Annotated in this window: 17 protein-coding genes; all 17 read left to right on the top strand. The window is 56.2% G+C overall.

All coding sequences use genetic code 11. From position 1 onward, the window contains the following. Positions 1-302: 302 nt before the first annotated feature. On the top strand, positions 303-653 hold the full coding sequence (locus AB1724_18235; protein MEW6079751.1) for a DUF3467 domain-containing protein: 351 nt from the start codon (positions 303-305) through the stop codon (positions 651-653). A gap of 100 nt (positions 654-753) precedes the next feature. Further along, positions 754-2604, top strand: coding sequence for an HlyD family efflux transporter periplasmic adaptor subunit (locus AB1724_18230; GenBank protein ID MEW6079750.1), 1851 nt, complete (start codon positions 754-756; stop codon positions 2602-2604). Positions 2605-2616: 12 nt separating this feature from the next. Continuing rightward, on the top strand, positions 2617-4764 hold the full coding sequence (locus tag AB1724_18225) for an efflux RND transporter periplasmic adaptor subunit (protein ID MEW6079749.1): 2148 nt from the start codon (positions 2617-2619) through the stop codon (positions 4762-4764). A 43-nt stretch (positions 4765-4807) separates the two neighbouring features. Continuing rightward, complete coding sequence (locus AB1724_18220) at positions 4808-6814, top strand: preprotein translocase subunit SecA (GenBank protein MEW6079748.1); 2007 nt, start codon at positions 4808-4810, stop codon at positions 6812-6814. Between the two features lie 10 nt (positions 6815-6824). Further along, positions 6825-7565, top strand: a complete 741-nt coding sequence (locus AB1724_18215; protein MEW6079747.1) for an efflux RND transporter periplasmic adaptor subunit — start codon at positions 6825-6827, stop codon at positions 7563-7565. An 88-nt stretch (positions 7566-7653) separates the two neighbouring features. Further along, a complete protein-coding gene (locus AB1724_18210) occupies positions 7654-8826 on the top strand; it encodes an acetyl-CoA C-acetyltransferase (protein MEW6079746.1) in 1173 nt (390 codons plus the stop codon). Positions 8827-9057: 231 nt separating this feature from the next. Continuing rightward, complete coding sequence (locus AB1724_18205) at positions 9058-9525, top strand: mobile mystery protein A (protein MEW6079745.1); 468 nt, start codon at positions 9058-9060, stop codon at positions 9523-9525. Next, the gene (locus AB1724_18200) at positions 9518-10105 is read left to right on the top strand and encodes a mobile mystery protein B (protein ID MEW6079744.1); all 588 of its coding nucleotides are present in this window, start codon (positions 9518-9520) and stop codon (positions 10103-10105) included. The genes AB1724_18205 and AB1724_18200 overlap by 8 nt, the downstream gene beginning before the upstream one ends. Positions 10106-10178: 73 nt before the next feature. Then, complete coding sequence (locus AB1724_18195) at positions 10179-11366, top strand: Xaa-Pro peptidase family protein (protein MEW6079743.1); 1188 nt, start codon at positions 10179-10181, stop codon at positions 11364-11366. A gap of 289 nt (positions 11367-11655) precedes the next feature. Continuing rightward, complete coding sequence (locus AB1724_18190) at positions 11656-11841, top strand: hypothetical protein (protein ID MEW6079742.1); 186 nt, start codon at positions 11656-11658, stop codon at positions 11839-11841. Then, positions 11834-12055, top strand: coding sequence for a hypothetical protein (locus tag AB1724_18185; protein ID MEW6079741.1), 222 nt, complete (start codon positions 11834-11836; stop codon positions 12053-12055). Before AB1724_18190 ends, AB1724_18185 begins: the two co-directional genes overlap by 8 nt. After that, entirely contained in the window at positions 12048-12719 is a 672-nt protein-coding gene (locus AB1724_18180) for a hypothetical protein (protein ID MEW6079740.1), read from the top strand. The genes AB1724_18185 and AB1724_18180 overlap by 8 nt, the downstream gene beginning before the upstream one ends. Positions 12720-12857: 138 nt before the next feature. Then, positions 12858-13100: a hypothetical protein gene (locus tag AB1724_18175; GenBank protein ID MEW6079739.1), complete on the top strand. Its 243-nt coding sequence runs from the start codon at positions 12858-12860 to the stop codon at positions 13098-13100. Between the two features lie 26 nt (positions 13101-13126). Then, positions 13127-15919 carry a DEAD/DEAH box helicase family protein gene (locus tag AB1724_18170; protein MEW6079738.1) on the top strand — a complete coding sequence of 931 codons (2793 nt, stop codon included), beginning with the start codon at positions 13127-13129 and terminating at the stop codon, positions 15917-15919. Between the two features lie 178 nt (positions 15920-16097). Next, positions 16098-17444 carry a restriction endonuclease subunit S gene (locus AB1724_18165; GenBank protein MEW6079737.1) on the top strand — a complete coding sequence of 449 codons (1347 nt, stop codon included), beginning with the start codon at positions 16098-16100 and terminating at the stop codon, positions 17442-17444. Positions 17445-17668: 224 nt separating this feature from the next. Beyond that, positions 17669-18262: a transposase gene (locus tag AB1724_18160; GenBank protein ID MEW6079736.1), complete on the top strand. Its 594-nt coding sequence runs from the start codon at positions 17669-17671 to the stop codon at positions 18260-18262. Further along, positions 18259-19776, top strand: a complete 1518-nt coding sequence (locus tag AB1724_18155; GenBank protein ID MEW6079735.1) for a class I SAM-dependent DNA methyltransferase — start codon at positions 18259-18261, stop codon at positions 19774-19776. The genes AB1724_18160 and AB1724_18155 overlap by 4 nt, the downstream gene beginning before the upstream one ends. The last annotated feature ends 134 nt before the right edge of the window (positions 19777-19910 follow it).

Below are 19910 nucleotides of genomic sequence, written 5' to 3'. Positions count from 1 at the left end.
TGGCCGGCCTGATGGGCTGGAAGGTGGTGTCCGGCGGTTCGTCCTCGTCCGGCAAGGTCATCGACCGCAAGTCGTTCAAGGAACTGGCCGCTAAACAGGACAAGAAACGGTTCAAGCGCTGGGCCAGCTTCGGGGGATAGCGCTTTTGTCTCGCGGCTGACACTCCGGACAGGACGGCGATTCGATGCCTGATTTTGGAAAGTATGGGATATATCGAAGCAATCCGTTGACAGTATAATCCTGATAGTGTATGAAGAACAGACAAACGTGGGGTATCTTATCAATTATCGGAGGAATGAATTATGGTGAAAAAAGACGGTGAAACAGGGAAGGGTGCCCAGGCGGCCGAAGCGGAAGACGTCAAGACGACCATCAAATGGGACGTGGCCCGGATGACAACCAGCTACGCCAATGTCTGCAACGTTTCCAGCACCCGCGAGGAATTCACGATTCTGTTCGGCATCAACAAGACCTGGAACCCGGAACAGCGCGAGCTGACCGTGGATATGAGCGATCGTATCATTCTCAATCCCTTTGCCGCCAAGCGTATGGCTCAGCTTCTGGCCAGCGTCATCCGTCAATATGAAGACCGCTATGGCGTTATTTCCACGGACTCGGCGGACAAAAGCCCGGCCACTCAGGGCAATGCCTGATCCTTTTTTAATAATATAAAACCGAAACAATCATAGGGAGCGATGAACCTGTCGCTCCCTGATTTTTTCCGGCCGGTTATGGCCGAAATACCGGTGACCTATGGATTCTCGATCCGACGGGCAGGCGGCGGATTCACGACAGGAGCAGACACCCTGGGCCGGACTGGCGGGATCGACGGATCAGGAAACCTTTCTCTCTTCGTGGCTGACCGTCCAGTGTTCACTCATCCGGGATTGCTGTCAGGCGGTTCTGGCGCTCAATGATCCCCGGGCCCAGCGATATGTTCCCGTGGCCGCCTGGCCCGAGGGGGGCACCGAGGGCGAACGGCTGGCCGATGTCCTGGAGCAGACCCTGGCCGAACAGGAAGGGATGCTGGTCGGCCTTTCTCCCGTGGACGGTTCTTCCCGTTTTGGTCTGGCCTATCCCATCCGGATTGATGGCCGTTGCGTTGGTGCCGTCGCGGTGGAAGTGGCCGCGGCCGGAGAGCATCTGCTTCGTCCGGCCATGGAACAGCTGCAGTGGGGCGCGGTCTGGATCGAAAATCATTTTCGTCGGCGCCGGAACCTGGAGGACGGGGACGCCCTTGACCGGCTCAAGGCGGCGGTGGATATCCTGGCCGGTGTGCTGGTAGAAAAACATTTTGACGGCGCCGCCATGGCCTTTGTGACGTCCCTGGCCACGCGGCTCGCCTGCGACCGCGTCAGTCTCGGCCTGATGAAAAAGAAGTTCGCCCATGTCGAGGCTGTTTCCCACTCCGCCGTGGTCGGCAGAAAAATGAATCTCCTGCGGGCCATCGGCGCGGCCATGGACGAGGCGGTGGCCCAGCGGGCCGAGATCCTGTACCCGCCGCCGGCGAATTCACAGGCCTATGTCCTCCGTGACCATGAACACCTGGCGGTCAAGCACGGCACCCGGGCCGTCATGACGGTGCCGCTTTACGGCCGGGACCGTTATTATGGCGCCGTCACCCTGGAACGGCAGAAAGACAGGCCGTTTACCGCCGAAGAACTCGCCTATGTCAAGAGCGTGGCGGCTCTTTCCGGACCGGCCCTGGAAGACAAACACCACCATGACCGGCCGATTGTTTTCATCGCGCTGGGCGCTTTCCGGAATCAGTTGTCCAGGCTTTTCGGACCCGGGTACACGGGCAGAAAGGCGGTCGCCGTGGTCGTTCTCCTGGCGGCCCTGTTTTTTGCCCTGGCCCGGGGAGATTACCGCATTTCGGCCGATACGGTTCTGGAGGGTGCCGTGCAGCGCTCGGTGGTGGCCCCTTTTGATGGTTTTATCGCCTCGGCGCCGGCCCGGGCCGGTGATGTGGTCGCCCAGGACGACCTGCTCTGTTCCCTGGACGATCGGGATCTCCGGCTGGAACGGATCAACTGGCTGGGCCGTCTGAACCAGTCGCAGCGCCAATTACAGGAAGCCGTGGCCCAGGGGAACCGGGCCGAGGCCAATATCATCCAGGCACAGATGGATCAGGCTAAGGCCCAACTGGATCTGGCCGAAAGCCGGCTGGAACGTATCGCCCTGCGGGCCCCTTTCAAGGGCGTGCTGTTGAGCGGCGATCTCAGCCAGCGGTTGGGCGGGGCCGTGAAACAGGGGGAGGAACTGTTTCAGATCGCTCCCCTGGACGCCTACCGGGTCATTCTCAAGGTCAATGAGGGCCGCATCGCCGATGTGGCCGAAGGCCAGCGGGGCGAACTGGTTCTTTCCGCCCTGCCGGCCGAGAAATTCGATTTCACGGTGACCCAGATCACACCGCTGACCACGGCCGCCGAAGGGAAGAACTTCTACCGGGTGGAAGCCCGCCTGGAGCGCCTGTCGCCGCTTCTCCGGCCGGGCATGGAAGGGGTGGCCAAGATTCAGGCCGGCCGTCGGCTGCTGGCCGATATCTGGACAAGGCCCCTGTCCGAATGGGTCCGGCTGAAAATCTGGTCGTGGTGGCCATAGGGCGAGGCACCCATGTCGGAAAAGAATCTCTACAGCAGTTCCTGGTACCGGGTTGCCGGTCTCAAACCTTTCCTCCGCAGTCACGCCCAGGTCCACCGGCAGACATTCCGCGGCAAGGCCTGGTATGTTCTTCAGGACCATTCCACCGGACGGTTCCACCGTTTTTCCGAACAGGCGTATTATATCATCGGCCTGATGGACGGGACCCGGACCCTGCAGGAAATATGGGAGGCGGCCTGTCTCCACCTGGGCGATGAAATGCCCACCCAGGAAGAGGTCATCACGCTGCTGTCACGGTTGAATCAGGCCGATGTGCTGCAGTCGGACATGGCCCCGAACATCGAATATCTGCTCCACCGGAGCCGCAAGGACCGGCAGAGCAAACTGATGAATCGCATCCGCTCCCCCCTGGCCCTGCGCCTGCCCCTGCTTGACCCCGACCGGTTCCTGGAACGGGCTGCGTTTCTGACGATGCCGTTTTTTACTGCCGCGGGCGCCGTGGCCTGGTGCGGGCTGGTGGCAACGGCCGTGATTCTGGCTTCTCTGCACTGGGACGAGCTGACCCTGAACCTGGCCGATCGCGTTCTGGCCCTGGAAAATCTGCTGCTGCTGTGGCTGATCTACCCGGTGGTAAAAACCTGCCACGAATTCGGCCATGCCAGCGCCGTCAAGCGCTGGGGCGGTGAAGTGCATGAAGTGGGCATCATGCTGCTGGTCTTCGTGCCGGTGCCCTATGTTGACGCCTCCACCGCTTCCGCTTTCCGGGAAAAACGGCGGAGAATGATCGTGGGGTTTTCCGGCATCGCCGTGGAAATGGTCATCGCCTCCCTGGCCATGATGCTCTGGGTCAATCTCGAGCCGGGGGCGCTGCGGGCCCTGGCTTTCAATGTCATGCTCATCGCCGGCGTTTCCACGCTGCTGTTCAACGGCAACCCGCTGCTGCGTTTTGACGCCTATTATATCCTGGCCGATTACCTGGAAATCCCCAATCTGGGGGCCCAGGCAAACCGCTACCTGGGTTATCTGGCCCAGCGCTATCTGCTTCGGAACGAAGCGGCCGTGTTTACCGTTACCGACCGCCGGGAAGCGTTGTGGCTTGTTTTTTACGGCATTGCTTCTTTCTTTTACAGAATATACATCAGTATCCGGATCGCCCTGTTTATTGCCGGAAAGTTCTTCTTTGTCGGCGTGCTGATCGCGATATGGGCCCTGGTCGGGCTGGTGGCCGTCCCCCTGGTTCGACTGGGCCGGACGATTCTGTCTGATCCCGATCTCTACAAGCGGCGGATCCGGATCGTCGGGCTGGCCGCGGCTGTTGTCGCCGCGGTGGCGTTTGTCATTTTCGCGATTCCCCTGCCGTCGACCACCATGGCCCAGGGCGTGGTCTGGCCGGGAGAGCAGTCCCAGATCCGTTCCGGCACCGACGGGACCGTGGATGCCGTCATCGTTCCGCCCGGGACGACCGTAAAGGCCGGTGATCCGCTCATCCGGTGCGTCAACCCCGACATCGACGAAGAGGAGAAAGCCCTGGAGGCCAAGCTCCGGGAATACCAGGCCCGTCATCTTCTGGCCATGGTCACCGACCGGACCCAGGAACGCATCATGCGCGAGGAGATCGCCGTGGTCGAGAATGAGCTTCGCTTCGCCCGGGAGCGTCGGGAGGACCTGGTGGTCAGGAGCCCGGGAGACGGTTTTTTCATCCTGCCGGACGCGGTGGATTATCCCGGCCGTTATGTCCGGCGGGGAGAGCCTCTGGGATACGTGGCCGATTACGGGAAGCTGACCGTTCTGGCCGCCATTCCTCAGATGGATGTGGGAAAGATCAGGCACAACGTACGCAAGGTCACGGCCCGCCCCGTGGCCCGGGTTTTCCACCGGATTCCGGCCCGGCTCATGCGGGAGGTGCCGGCCGCTTCGGCTGATCTGCCCACGGCGGCGTTTTCTCTGGAAGGCGGCGGCCCCTTTGCCCTGGATCCCCGGGCGCAGCGGGAAAAGAAATCCTTTGAGTCGCTGTTTTATTTCGAGGTGGCCCTGGACGAACCCATGAAAGACCGCCTGGGCTCCCGGGTTTTCCTGCGGTTCGAACACGAAGCGGAACCCCTGGCCGTCCAGTGGTACCGGACCCTGAGGCGGGTTTTCATGGGGATTTTCAACCTGTAAACGCGTCCTTAAAGGGCGGTGCCGGTCTATTCACGAATATTTCATGCGCGCAACCGTAACCAACTGGCCCCGGGCCGATCATTTCACCCGTCCGGAAGCCCGGGAAAGAAGGCAGACCGTCCTGGACCGCCTGGCCTGGGAAGCGGTCGGGTGGGTGGCGCGGCCCTTGAACGCCCGGTTATCGCGCCTGGAGAAAATCATTGACCCGGTGGAACGGGCGGCGGCGGAAATCAGCGGCCGTTCCGACGGGGACCTGCGGGAAAAGGGCCGTCTGCTGCGGCGGCGGCTTCGGGCCGAAGGGTTTACCCTGCCCCTGGTGGCCGAGTCCTTTGCCGTCATCCGGGAAGCCGCCGGGCGGATCCTGGGCATGCGCCATTTCAACTGCCAGCTGGCGGGCGGATACGCCATCCTCACGGGGCTGCTGGCGGAAATGGATACCGGCGAGGGCAAGACCCTGGTGGCCACCCTGCCGGCCATTACCGCGGCCCTGGCCGGGATACCCGTTCACGTCATCACCGTCAACGATTACCTGACTTACCGCGACGCCCAGCTCATGAGCGACCTCTACCGTTTTTTCGACATTACCGTGGACTGCGTCATTCATGACAAGAACCCGGCCCAGCGTCGGGTCGCCTACGGCTGCGACGTCACCTACGTCACCAACAAGGAAGTGGTTTTCGATTATCTCCGGGACCGCATCGCCCTGGGGGAAAGCCCCAGCCGCCTGCACCTTTACGCCGAGCACATTTACGACCGCCACGGCCGCAGCGGCCGGCTGCTGCTGCGCGGACTGCATTACGGTATCGTCGACGAGGTGGACAGCGTGCTGGTGGATGAGGCCCGCACCCCGCTGATTATCTCCCGCAGCGAAGCCTCCGAGGGGGAGGAGGTGGCGGCCCGGCAGGCCCTGGATCTGGCCGGCAGCCTGGAAAACAATGTCCATTACCGCTTTGACTACGAGCCGGACGAGGGCGTCAAAACCATTATTGTGACCGAGCGGGGCCGGGAAGAAATCGAGCGGGCGGTGGCGTCCCTGGGTCCCGTCTGGCAGAGCCCCATCCGGCGGGAGGAACTGGTGCGCAAGGCCCTGGCCGCTATCTACCTTTACCGGCGGGATGAGCACTATCTGGTCCAGGACGATAAAATCCAGATTATCGATGAATTCACGGGCCGGGTCATGCCCGACCGGGCCTGGGAAGGGGGCCTGCATCAACTGATCGAGACCAAGGAGGGCTGCGCCGTCACGGGACAGCGGGAGACGGTCGCCCGCATCAGCTATCAGCGGTTTTTCCGCCGCTATCTCAGGCTGGGCGGCATGACCGGGACCGCCCGGGAGATCCGGCGGGAACTGTGGTCGATTTACGGGCTGTCGGTGGCGCGAATACCGACCAACCGGCCGTCGCAGAGAATCATCACCCCCGACGCCATTTATCCCACCCTGGGGGAAAAGTTCGCGGCGGTGATCCGGCGGGTGGAGGAACTGCACGTGCAGGAGGTTCCGGTCCTGATCGGGACCCGTACCGTGGCTGTTTCCGAATATCTCAGCCGGATACTGACGGAGCGCGGGGTCCCCCACCAGATTCTCAACGCCAAGCAGAACGAGGAAGAAGCATTGATCGTCGCCCGGGCCGGCGAACCGGGCCGGGTCACCATCGCCACCAACATGGCCGGCCGGGGTACCGATATCAAGCTGGCGCCGGGCGTGACCGAACGGGGAGGGCTGCACGTGCTCATGACCGAACGCCACGAAGCCGGCCGCGTAGACCGGCAACTGGCGGGCCGGTGCGGCCGGCAGGGGGACCCCGGCCGATGCGAGGGATATGTTTCCCTGGAGGACCCGCTGATTACGGACGGCGCGCCGGGGGCATACGGGTGGGCGGCCCGCTGGCTGGAAAAAAGGGGCCTGGAACTCTGGAAACCGGTCGGGAAAAAGGCTATAACAAGAGCGCAGCGGAAACTCGAACAGGTCCATACCGGGGTGCGCAAGCGGCTGGTCCGGTATGATGAAAGCCGGAGCGACACCTTGTCCTTCTCCGGCAAAAGTGAATAGGAGGTCGTTCATGAGAAATTTTGCGGCTGTCGTCGGTTGCTTTCTGTGCGTATGGGCCGGGACGGTGACGGATTCCCGCGCGGAGCAGGCGGATGCCACGTTTCACCGGGGGCTGATCGAGGCCAGTGAAGTCATTGAGGTCAGCAGCCAGGTGCCGGGCATCATCGAAAACGTGGCCGTGGAGCGCGGGGACCGCATCCAGCAGGGCCAGGTGCTGGCGACGCTGAAGGCGGACGTGGAAAAGGCCCAGGTTGAACTGGCCAATGCCCGCCTGGAGTTCGGAAGAAGAAAAGTCCTCCGCAACGAAGAACTTTACCAGAAACAACTGATTTCCATTCATGAGAAGGACGAGATGGAGACGGAGGTCCATGTCATGGCAATCCAGCTCCGGGACGCCCAGGAGCGGCTGAACCTCCGGACTATTTTAAGCCCGGTCGACGGCGTCGTGGTGGAACGTCATCTGGGGCCGGGAGAGTATATCGGCGAAGGGTCCATCATGAAAATCGCCCGCGTTGATCCCCTGAACGTGGAGGTGATTGTGCCGTCTTCGCTGTATGGTACTATTGTCAAAGGCATGAAGGCGGAAGTCAGGCCGGAGAACCCTATCGGCGGTTCTCATCAGGGCCAGGTGGTGATTGTGGATGAAGTGGTCGACGCGGCCAGCGGTACCTTCGGCGTCCGCGTCCAACTGCCCAATCCCGGGCACAAGCTGCCGGCCGGTATCAACTGCCAGGCCCGTTTTTTCAAATAGAGGGTCCAAGGATTCAAGGGGCCGAGGGTTCGAGGGTGTGATATTGGACATTTTTTAGCGTTAAAATTTAATCGGATAAGGTGAAAACATGAAAGAAGCGGTCATTGTCAGCGCGGTACGGACCCCGCTGGGGTCATTTAACGGGACGCTGGCCGGCATCGGGGCCACGCGGCTGGGCGGTCTGGTCATTGCCGAGGCCGTGCGCCGGGCCGGCATCGAGAAAGCGGCGGTGGATGAGGTGATGATGGGCATGGTGCTGCCCTGCGGCTACGGCCAGAACCCGGCCCGGCAGGCCGCCGTGGCCGCCGGCATGCCCTGGGAAGTGCAGTGCATTACCGTCAACAAGGTTTGCGGCTCGGCCCTGAAAACCGTCATGCTGGCGGCCCAGGCCATTCAGACCGGCGACGCCGAGGTGGTGGTGGCCGGCGGCATGGAGAACATGAGCCGGGCCCCTTTTTATCTTGAAAAAGCGCGCTTCGGCTATCGCATGGGCGGCGGCGAACTCAAGGATCACATGCTCAATGACGGCCTCTGGGATATCGTCAATGATTTTCACATGGGCATTTCCAACGATCTTTGCGCCGAAAAGTATAACGTCAGCCGGGAGGACCAGGACCGCTACGCGGCCGAGTCCTACCGCCGGACCCTGGCGGCCATGGCCGCCGGCCGGTTTGAAGCGGAGATCATGCCGGTCGAGGTGCCCGGCAAAAAGGGGACGACGCTTTTCGTGCAAGACGAGTGCCCCCGGGAAACCAGCTACGAGGCCCTGGCGGCCATGAAGCCGGCTTTCCAGAAGAACGGTACGGCCACCGCCGGCAACGCCTCCATCATCAGCGACGGCGCCGCCGCGGTCGTGGTCATGTCCCGGGAAAAAGCCGAGGCCCTGGGATGCACCATCATGGCCACGGTCGGGGCCCAGGCCTCCTTCGGCCTGGATATGAAGTACGTGCTGGTGGCGCCCATCGGCGCCATTCCCAAGTGCCTCAAGAAAGAGGGCATCGCCATTGACCGGGTAGACCTGTTTGAAGTCAACGAGGCCTTTTCCGGATCAACGGTGGCGGTCATGCGGGAACTGGGTCTGGACCCGGCCAGGGTCAACGTCAACGGCGGCAGCGTCGCCCTGGGTCATCCCATCGGCGCCAGCGGCTGCCGGGTGCTGGTGACCCTGCTATACGAAATGCAGCGCCAGGACAAAAAGACCGGCCTGGCCACCCTGTGCCTGGGCGGCGGCGAAGCCGTGGCCTTGGTGGTCAGAAGGTAGTTGTTTGGTAATGTCTATTGGAAAAAAAATCAGGATGTCATCACTCCGGGCACTCGGGTTTACCAGAAGCGGCTGAAAGCGGCAGCCTGGGATATGAGCAAGATCTCTGTTAAGGTGGCGTGTCCCCTTTATCCCGTTACCCTTAAAAATACAATATAAATGTTGTATTTCCTTGACAAATGCACAACATATATGTTGTATTTATTTTGCTGAATAACAAGGATAACGACCATGGATAAAAAGAAATTGATAAGAGAGCAGCTTGATGTCTCTTTAGAACGTTTCAGCCCTCTGCGTAACGCTGTGGCGCCGCCGAAAGGCTGGATCCGCGCTATCCGCGGCGCCCTGGGGATGACCGCCAGGCAATTGGCCGAACGGCTCGGCGTCGCTCAGCAGGCGGTAGCGCGTATCGAGAAAGAAGAACTGTCGGGTTCGGTCACCATCAAAACCATGCGCCGCATCGCCGATAGTCTTGATTGCGTTTTTGTTTACGGGTTTGTGCCGCGGACAAGCCTGGAGGAGACGGTCGCCCGTCAGGCACAACGGGTCGCCATCAAGCGCCTTTCCAAGGCTTCCCAAACGATGCGACTGGAGAAACAGGCGCTCAGCAGGAAGGAGAACGCCCGGGTCCTGTCGGCCCTGGCGGATGAACTCATACGGACGCTTCCCGCAACGCTCTGGGACGACCATAATGATTGATTTCACATATCCGGAAGATGCCACCCCCATTGATCCGGATGAGGCGGACGGCTTGCTGCTTACCCACATAACGACTCAAGGCGAATTGAATCGCTGGGAACAGGATAACATTATTGAGGCGTTGGACTGGGTTGCCAGAATAAAACCGGTCGATATTCTAAATGAGCAGTTCGTCAAAAAACTGCACAAAAAAATGTTCGGCAATGTCTGGAAATGGGCGGGGCGATTTCGCAGGTCTGATAAAAACATCGGCGTATCATGGCAGGAGGTCCCCAGGTGTCTTGACAACATGTTTGCCGATGTGCCCGTGTGGATCCAGTCAAAAAGTGAAGGGCCTGAAGAAATGGCGGTGCGTTTTCATCATCGACTGGTGTGGATTCACCCCTTTTCCAATGGCAACGGACGCCACGCGCGCATCATGACGGATCTTTTTTTAGAAAATGTTCTTCACGGGCCGGCCTTCACCTGGGGCGGACGGGATTTATCGAGTCCGGGTGAAACCAGGGGCAGATATATCAAAGCCCTTCAGGAGGCGGACAACGGCAGGTACACTTCCCTTTTGGCGTTTGCCAAGTCGTAAGTGAAAATGAAACTCACTTAACCGAAAAAGCATATGACCATATAACAGATACTCTCAAATCCGGATCGTTTTTATGGATATCAAAGCGACTTATACCCCTCTTTCCGAGATCAATGACCGCATCCGGCGGCTGCAGCAGGCTCTGGCCGCGGCCGGTATGGATGCCGCGCTGCTGATGCAGAGCGCCGACCTGTTTTACTATTCCGGTACCGTCCAGCAGGCTTATCTTCATGTGCCGGCCGAAGGCGAGCCGGTGCTGATGGTCCGCAAGGACGCGGATCGGGCCAGGGCCGAGTCGCCCCTGGCCCGGATCGTGGAGATCGACCGGCTCCAGGAGATCCCGGGAATCATCCGGACCGTGCCCGGTGTGCTGGGGCTGGAGCTGGATGTAATTTCAGCCGAGATGTATCTGAAGCTCGTGGAGTTGTTCCCGGGGATAAAATGCGTTGATGTTTCCGGCCTGGTCAGGCTGCAGCGGGCGGTCAAGTCGGCTTATGAAGTGGAAAAGATCCGGCAGGCCGCAGCCCTGGCCGATCAACTGGATGCCTTTGTGCCGGAGGCCCTGAAGCCCGGAATCAGCGAACTGGAGTTTTCCGGCCGGGTGGAGGCCGAAGCCCGGCGCCTGGGCCACCAGGGCCTGATCCGCATGCGGCTGTGGGGGGCGGACATGTTTTACGGTCATATCATGGCCGGGGATTCGGCCGGCGTGGTCAGCAGCCTGTCTTCGCCCACCGGCGGCCCCGGCATGAGCCCGGCTTTTCCCCAGGGCGGAAGCCTCAAGCCGATCCGGCCGGGAGAACCGGTGCTGGTGGATATCGCTTTTGCCTATATGGGTTACCTGGCCGATCATACCCGGATTTTCGCCCTGGGCGGCCTGCCCGACGAGCTTCTCCGGGCCCACCAGGCCATGCTGGACGTGCAGAAAACGGTCATGGCGGCGGCCGTACCCGGAACGCCCGCCGGAAAGCTCTATGACCTGGCCCTGGGCCGGGCCACCGAACTGGGGTATGAGAAAAATTTCATGGGCGTGGGCAAGAAACGGATCCGCTTCGTGGGCCACGGGGTCGGCACCGAGATGGACGAATTCCCCTTTCTGGCCAAAGGCCAGACCCTGGCCCTGGCCGAAAACATGATCATCGCCCTGGAACCCAAGCTGATTTTCCCGGGCAAGGGCGTGGTCGGCATCGAAAACACTCACCTGGTCACGAAAGCCGGCCTGGTGTCGCTGACGACCGCACCGGAAGAGATCATCATCGTCTGACGCGCATTCATATCGGCCCGCGCCTGGACGATCTGCGCCAGGGCAATGTTTCCAAACGCCGCAACCCGCTGATCGCCAACCTGTTCCGCCGCATCGACATGGTGGAGTAGAGACAAAGCATGCCTTGTCTCTACCGGGTGCAGGGTTACGCCAAAAACACAATACAACCTGGTTCCGTACAAATACCCCCCAGCGTTAAAATGCTTGACAAAGCCAACCATATATTGTATAAAAAAATACAATTTATTTAGTATAAAAATACAATTTTTTGTATTTATTGGTACAACACATGGATTACAGGCTTAACAAGCAAACCCTGCTTAGTGTATTGGGGCAGTGGAACGGGTTCCTTAAACGCAAGGTGCACCTGATTGCCTGCGGAGGGACAGCATTAACCTTGCTGGATATTAAAGCCTCGACCAAAGATGTCGATTTTTTAGTACCAAACGAGAAGGAGCATCGGCATTTTGAATGAGTATGACCTGGTGGTCAGCAAGCTCTTTCGCGGGACAGGGGTTGATTTTGAAGACTGTTTGATGCTGGTGAAAGCACGTAAGGGGAAAATGGATATCAAACGCCTTGAACGCCACTTCAGGGAAACGGCCGGTTATGACATTTCTGAAGGTCGCATCACCAGGCATCTGGAGCGTTTTATAAGCATCCTTAAAGACGAGAAGCTTTATGGTTAAAAAAACCTTGCTAAAAGATTTAAACCGCCTTGGTTTTTCAGTTATGGAAACAACGGAAGATTTTGATGTTAATCAAACGCTTGCCGAGGTTGTTAAAAGCAACGATACCCGATTGTGGGAAGGCTTCCCTGTTTTGCTGGCCAATGCCGTTAAAGAACCCGCTTTTAATTACGACCAGGTCATGAAAAATACGACAAAAAGCGGGGAACAAAAAAGCCTGCGATTCCTGTCGTTATTATCGTTAGCCTTGTATCAACACCATCATTTTTCTTTTGTATGGGCGCAGCAATTTAAAAAAAGTCTTTTGCGGCAAGACCTTGATCGTCTGCGGGAGCTGAAAAATGCTTTGGCCCATAATCAATCGGTCTCCTTCGGTAACAAACAGTTTGATCCTTCACGCTTAAAAGAAACGTTTAAAAATTATTTTGCGCAGGATGCTGAAAAGACCAAACAGATCAAGGAACAATATGAGAATTTGTCTCTTGAGTATGCCCTGTCCCAATTGTTCTCGCCAAAGCAAAAGGAGCTGTTTAAAAAGAAGCTGCAAGGCGAACTGTTAACCAAAACCGAAAGGGAATATTATTCCCGTTCGGTAAAGAAAAAAGTTTCCGCCCTGGCGAACCCGGACCTTCACCGCCTGGCGCAAAAATTAATGAATTATTAAATGGCATAGAGCCAGCCCGTTTTTCTCACAAATCATTTGTAATTAATCAAAATTATAGATAAAAAGACAAACATGGGATGGGGACATTCTGTCTGTCTAATAACAATAGTGGCACCAAAAAAACAAAAGGAGAGAAAAATGGACGCGGATAAAATCATGGAGGGTTTGGATAAAGAGCTGGCCGCTGCCTTAAAGGCCATGGCCAAAGCAAAAAATCTTAATGAAAAAGAGGCGTACAGCCGGATCATCAGGAACTTATGCCAGTCACAGGGCGTATTTTTCAATCTGATGGCGGAAATGATGCCTTACGATTCTGATGATGACTTTGACGATTACGATGACGTTGACGGTGATTTTGATAGTAAAGACATCCCGTTTTAAGCAGTAAACCTTAAACGGTACACTAAATGACAAACCAGACGCCGGAACAAAAAGCGCGGGACGAGATCGACCGGATGCTGGTCGCGGCCGGATGGGTGGTGCAGTCCAAAAACAAGGTGAACCTGTCGGCCGGCAAAGGCGTGGCGGTCTGGGAATACCAGACGGATATCGGCCCGGCCGACTATGTTCTGTTTGTAAACGGAAAACCCGTCGGCGTCATTGAGGCCAAGCGGGAAGAAGAAGGCGAACGGCTTACCACTCACGAAGAACAGTCCGCGTCATATGCCCAGGCGAAGTTAAAGTACAATCTCAACCAGGAACCCCTGCCGTTTGTGTATGAAAGCACCGGGGTATTGACCCGGTTTACCGATTACCGGGACCCCAGGCCCCGCTCCCGGCCGGTGTTTCATTTTTATCAGCCGGAAACCCTGGCCGAATGGCAGACACAAAAGCAAACCCTGCGGGCCCGGCTTGAAAACATGCCCGCGCTCAATGAAGCAGGCTTGCGTCCGGCCCAGATCAGGGCCATCCGGAACCTGGAGGCGTCATTAAAAACCAACCATCCTCGGGCCCTGATTCAGATGGCCACCGGCGCCGGAAAAACATTTACCGCCTGCACCTTTATTTATCGCCTGTTAAAGCACGCCCATGCCCGGCGCGTCCTGTTTCTGGTAGACACCCGCAACCTGGGCGAACAGGCCGAGCAGGAATTTTTAAAATACCAGCCCACCGACGACAACCGCAAATTCACCGAGCTTTATAATGTGCAGCGCCTGAACTCGGGCTATATCGCCTCCGACAGCCAGGTCTGCATCTCCACCATTCAGCGACTTTATTCCATTTTAAAGGGCGAAGAAATGGATGAAGCCGCGGAGCTGGAAAATCCCAACGAATCCGCCTGGCAATGGCAGAAAAAAGAACCCGTCCCCGTGGCCTTCACGCCCCGATACCCGGTGGAGCAGTTTGACTTTATCGTCATTGACGAGTGTCACCGCTCCATCTACAACCTGTGGAAGCAGGTGCTGGAATATTTTGACGCCTTTCTGGTGGGCCTGACCGCCACGCCCGACAAGCGCACCTTCGGCTTCTTCAACGCAAACGTGGTCAGCGAATACAGCTATGAAGATTCGGTGGTGGACGGGGTGAACGTGCCCTATGACGTCTTCACCATTGAAACGGAAATCACCAAAGCCGGCGCCAGCATCAAGGCCAAAGAATATGTGGACAAGCGGGAACGGATGAGCCGCAAAAAACGCTGGGAACAACTGGACGATGATTTCGCCTACACCGCCGGCAACCTGGACAGGGAGGTGGTCAATCCCAGCCAGATCCGCCGGATTATCCGGGCCTATAAAGAGGCCCTGCCGACCATTTTTCCGGACCGCGTGGATGAAAACGGTAAAATTGAAGTGCCCAAAACCCTGGTCTTTGCCAAGACCGACAGCCACGCCGACGATATTATCCAGATCATCCGCGAGGAGCTCGGCGAGGGCAATGATTTCTGCAAAAAAATCACCTACAAGGCGGATGAAGATCCCCGGTCGGTCCTGACCCGCTTCCGCAACTCCTGGGCGCCGCGGATTGCCGTGACCGTGGACATGATCGCCACCGGCACGGATGTCAGGCCCCTGGAGGTGCTGCTGTTCATGCGGGATGTGAAAAGCAGCAACTATTTTGAGCAGATGAAGGGCCGGGGCACCCGCACCCTCAACTTTGACGATTTAAGAAAGGTCTCCCGCACGGCCCGCCACACCAAAACCCATTTTGTGATTGTGGATGCCGTGGGCGCCACCAAATCCAAAAAAACCGACTCCCGACCCCTGGAGCGCAAACCCGGCATTCCCTTAAAGGACCTGCTGGGGGCCGTGGCCATGGGCGTTCAGGACGAAGACCTGTTTACCTCTCTGGCCAACCGCCTCATCCGCCTGCACCGGCAGCTCACTGACGACGAAAAGGCCTGGTTTGAAAAACTCTCAGGCGGCAAAACCATCAACCAGGCGGCCGGCGACCTGCTTAATGCCTACAACCCGGACACCGTCGAAAAGGTGCAATCAAAAATCGAGCAGGCCAAACCGGGGTTTCCGCCGGCTGAAATCAAACAGGACATTGAAAAAGAACTCGATGCCCTGCGGCGTCAAGCCGCGTCCGTATTTACCGGCGAGCTGAACGAATACATCGAAAATGTGCGCAAAGTCCATGAGCAGATCATCGACACGGTCAACCCGGACAGACTCCGCAAAGCCGAGTGGGACAGCTATTCCACGGAAAAAGCCCAGCAAATGATCGAGGATTTTACCGCCTATATTGAAAAAAATAAAAACGAGATCATCGCCTTAAGCATTTTTTACGACCAGCCGTATCGCCGCCGGGAACTGACCTATGCCATGATCAAGGAGGTGCTGGAAACTTTAAAACGGGAAAAGCCCCTGCTGGCCCCCCATTATGTGTGGGACGCCTATGCCCAGTTGGAAGAGATAAAAGGCAACAGCCCCAAAAGTGAACTGGCGGCCCTGGTTTCCCTCATCCGGAGAGTGACCGGCATTGACAGTCAGTTGACCCCGTACAATCACATCGTGGACAGAAATTTCAAGGACTGGATTTTTAAAAAGCACGGCGGCGCCGGGCAAAAGTTCACCGAAGAGCAGATGGCCTGGCTGCGCCTGATCAAGGACCATGTAGCCGCCAGCTTTCATGTGGGCGTAGACGACTTGGACTACACCCCCTTTGACGCCAAGGGCGGCCGGGGAAGGATGTGGCAGCTCTTTGGCGACCAGACGGATGCTCTGCTGGAAGAATTGAACGAGGCCCTGGCGGCATGATGGATGCCGGACATATTTTACGGGAACAATTTTTTTGCAGATAAGGCATGCGCGAATGAGGCATTAATTGGCACGCCTTGTAAAAACATGCCATGCCCCGGTAGAGACAAGGCATGCCTTGTCTCTACAACAGCACGCCAACAAACAATAAAATTTTAATGAAAAATTTCATAGGGCCATGAGACAAGATTGGGTTGAAACAGATATAGGCAATGCCGGGAAAGTCATTTCAGGAGGAACCCCGAAAACATCAAATGCTGAATACTGGGGTGATGAAATACCATGGGTTACACCGGCTGACTTATCTGGCTATACTCAAAAGTTTATTTCGAAAGGAAGAAAATCAATTACCGCAACAGGATTAAAAAATTCTTCGGCTAAACTGATGCCAGCAAATAGCGTATTGTTTTCTTCAAGAGCGCCAATCGGATATGTCGCCATAGCGAAAAATAACATTTGCACAAACCAAGGCTTTAAAAGTTTAGTGCCGTTCGATTGTCTCAACAGTGAATTTATCTATTATTATTTCAAATCCATAAAGCAGAAGGCCGAAAACCACGCAAGCGGAACAACCTTTAAAGAATTGTCAGCGAAAGCATTCTCTGCATTACCAATCCCCCTCGCCCCCCTCCCCGAACAACGCGCCATCGTCGCCAAAATAGAGAAGCTCTTCAGCGATCTGGACAACGGCATCGCCAACCTCAAAGCCGCCAAAGCCAAACTGGACATCTACCGCCAGGCCTTGCTGAAAAAGGCGTTTGAGGGGGAGTTGACACGGGAGTGGCGGGAACAAAGAGATGTAAATGGATGGCAGGAGCTGATGATTTCACAAATTGGAGAAATAGTTACTGGAAATACCCCATCCAAAAAAAACGAAGAATTCTATTCGTCCCACGATTACAATTTTTACAAGCCGACTGACCTTGAAGCAGGCCATAATGTTTTTAAATCTATCGATGGCCTTTCACTTAAGGGGTTTCAAAATGGTCGCCAAGCCCCAGAAAATTCGATCCTTGTGACTTGCATAGGTGCAACAATTGGAAAGACAGGGCTCATAAAATTGAGAGGATGTTTTAACCAGCAGATTAATGCAATAATTCCATCGGACAAATACAACCCAAAATATGTCTATTATCAAGCTATCGGAATAGATTTCCAAACTCAAATAAAGAAAAGAGCTTCTTCCACAACGTTGCCGATTTTGAATAAAGGCAAGTTTTCAACCTTGATGATGAAAGTGTGTGCGATTGGAGAACAAACCGTCATCGTTGCCGCCATCGAATCCCGCCTCTCCGTGTGCGACAAACTGGCCGAGAGCATCGACCAGAGCCTTGAACAATCCGAAGCCCTGCGCCAGAGTATCCTGAAGAAAGCCTTTGCCGGAAAACTGCTCGACGAGGCCGAGCTTGCGGCCTGTCGCCGGGAACCGGACTGGGAGCCGGCAGCCAGTCTGCTGGAAAGAATTCAAAAAGAAAAATCCGGCCGGTCTGCAAAAAAAACAGGTGAAAAACAAATGAAAAACTAGGTCGAAATTTATACCACCGGGGAATTTGCATGGCAATGTAGAGACAAGGCATGCCTTGTCTCTACAGGGGCATGCCTCCACATGGGTATGGTATGTATTTCCGGGCATGCCACATTTGAGACAAGGCATGCCTTGTCTCTACAATAATGAACCGAACCAACCGGGCAATCGGGAAAAACAAACCCGGGCCAAACCGGACAACCGCGATAATCCGGACAATTTGAATGATGCACGACGTGATGGACAAATATCAAAATAAATATCGTATCCCATCCACCCGGCTGCAAAACTGGGATTATGGGTGGAGCGCGTCTTATTTTGTCACCATCTGCACAGAAAATCGCAAATGTTATTTCGGGGCCATTGTTCAGGATAAAATGCATTTATCCCCACTCGGAACATTAGCCGAAACATGCTGGTACGAAATACAACATCACGCACCCGGCGTGGAATTGGGCCCATTTGTGGTCATGCCGAACCATATCCACGGTATTTTAACCCTGAACGGTAAAGGCAACGATACCGATAATTCCGTAGAGACAAGGCATGCCTTGTCTCTACAATTGCCGTCCCAGACCATTGGCCGGAACCGGTTTCAAAACCAGGGGAAAAACACCCTGTCATCCATTATAGGGTCATACAAATCGGCGGTAACCAAACACGCACATCGCCTGGGGTATGATTTCACATGGCAATCCCGTTTTTATGATCATATTATTCGTAACGCCGATTCCTATTATAAAATTCAAAATTATATTCAAAACAACCCGATGAACTGGAAGGCGGATGCGCTTTACGAGGAACGAATAAACGCATGAACGAATCAAACCTGATATCCAGAGTATGGAATTTTGCCCACGTGCTGCGCGATGACGGCGTGGGCTACGGCGATTATCTGGAGCAGATCACCTACCTGCTGTTTCTGAAAATGGCCGATGAGATGAGCCGCCCGCCATACAACAAGAACATTCATTTTCCGAAAATCAAGGATACCGAAGGTCATGAACTGCCGGACGGCGAGCCCTGCGACTGGCCGACCTTGAGCCGCAAGCGGGGTGCGGAGCTGGAATCCTATTATACTCAAATGCTGCGTTCCCTGGGATCGGAAAAAGGGACGCTGGGCCAGATTTTCACCAAGTCCCAGAACAAGATTCAGGACCCGGCCAAGCTGCTCAAGATCATCGACATGATCGGCCAGGAACAGTGGACCATGGTGGGGGCGGATATCAAAGGCGACATTTACGAGGGGTTGCTGGAAAAAAACGCCGCCGACACCAAAAGCGGCGCGGGCCAGTATTTTACCCCGCGGGCTCTGATCAAGGCCATGGTGCAGTGCGTGGCCCCGCGGCCCGGCAACACCATTCATGACCCGGCCTGCGGCACGGGCGGTTTTTTTCTGGCCGCCTATGACTATATCACGGCCAACTATAAACTCGACCGGGATCAGAAGGTATTTTTGAAAAACAGCACCTTTTCCGGCAATGAAATCGTGGCCGGCACCCGCCGGCTCTGCCTGATGAACATGTTCCTGCACAACATCGGGGAGATCGACGGCGAATCCTTTATCTCGTCCAACGACGCCCTGATCAGCGACGAAGGCATCCGGGCGGATTACGTGCTGGCCAATCCGCCCTTTGGCAAGAAAAGCAGCATGACCATCACCAACGAAGCCGGCGAACAGGAAAAGCAGGATTTAAGCTACAACCGCCAGGACTTCTGGGCCACCACCAGCAACAAACAGCTCAACTTCCTGCAGCATATCCGCACGCTGCTGAAAGTAACTGGCCAGGCCGCGGTGGTGCTGCCGGACAATGTGCTGTTTGAAGGCGGCGCCGGCGAAACCGTGCGCAGGGAACTGATGAAAACCACCGATCTGCACACCATCCTGCGCTTGCCCACGGGTATTTTCTACGCCCAGGGAGTCAAGGCCAATGTGCTCTTTTTCGACAACAAGCCGGCTTCGCGGGACCCCTGGACCAAAGCGGTCTGGGTCTATGACTACCGGACCAATATCCATCACACCCTGAAAAAGTCGCCCATGCAACTCGAAGACCTGCTCGACTTTGTGAAATGCTATAATCCCGCCAACCGCCACGACCGCCAGGAAACCTGGTCGGACACAAATCCCGAAGGCCGCTGGCGGAAATTCACTTACCCGGAAATCATTGCCCGCGACAAAACTAACCTGGACATCTTCTGGCTCAAGGACAAAAGCCTGACCGACCTGGACAACCTTCCCGATCCCGATATCCTTGCCAGCGAAATCATCGAAAACATCGAAGCCGGTCTGTCGAGCTTCAAAGAGATTATGGAAACGATTAATGGGAAATAACGGAATCGGGAGGCTTATTTATACTTTATGAAAATATAATACCGATCAGAAAACTGTATGCTGTATCCAGAATTATCGTTTTGCCCTTAGTGGCGTGGCGTCTGATAATTGTTGTTTTACAAGGAATAAAAAAG

The sequence above is a fragment of the Thermodesulfobacteriota bacterium genome, from assembly GCA_040753795.1.
In the GTDB taxonomy this organism is placed as follows: Bacteria; Desulfobacterota; Desulfobacteria; order Desulfobacterales; family Desulfosudaceae; genus JBFMDX01.
This window is presented reverse-complemented; position numbering and strand designations above follow the sequence as displayed.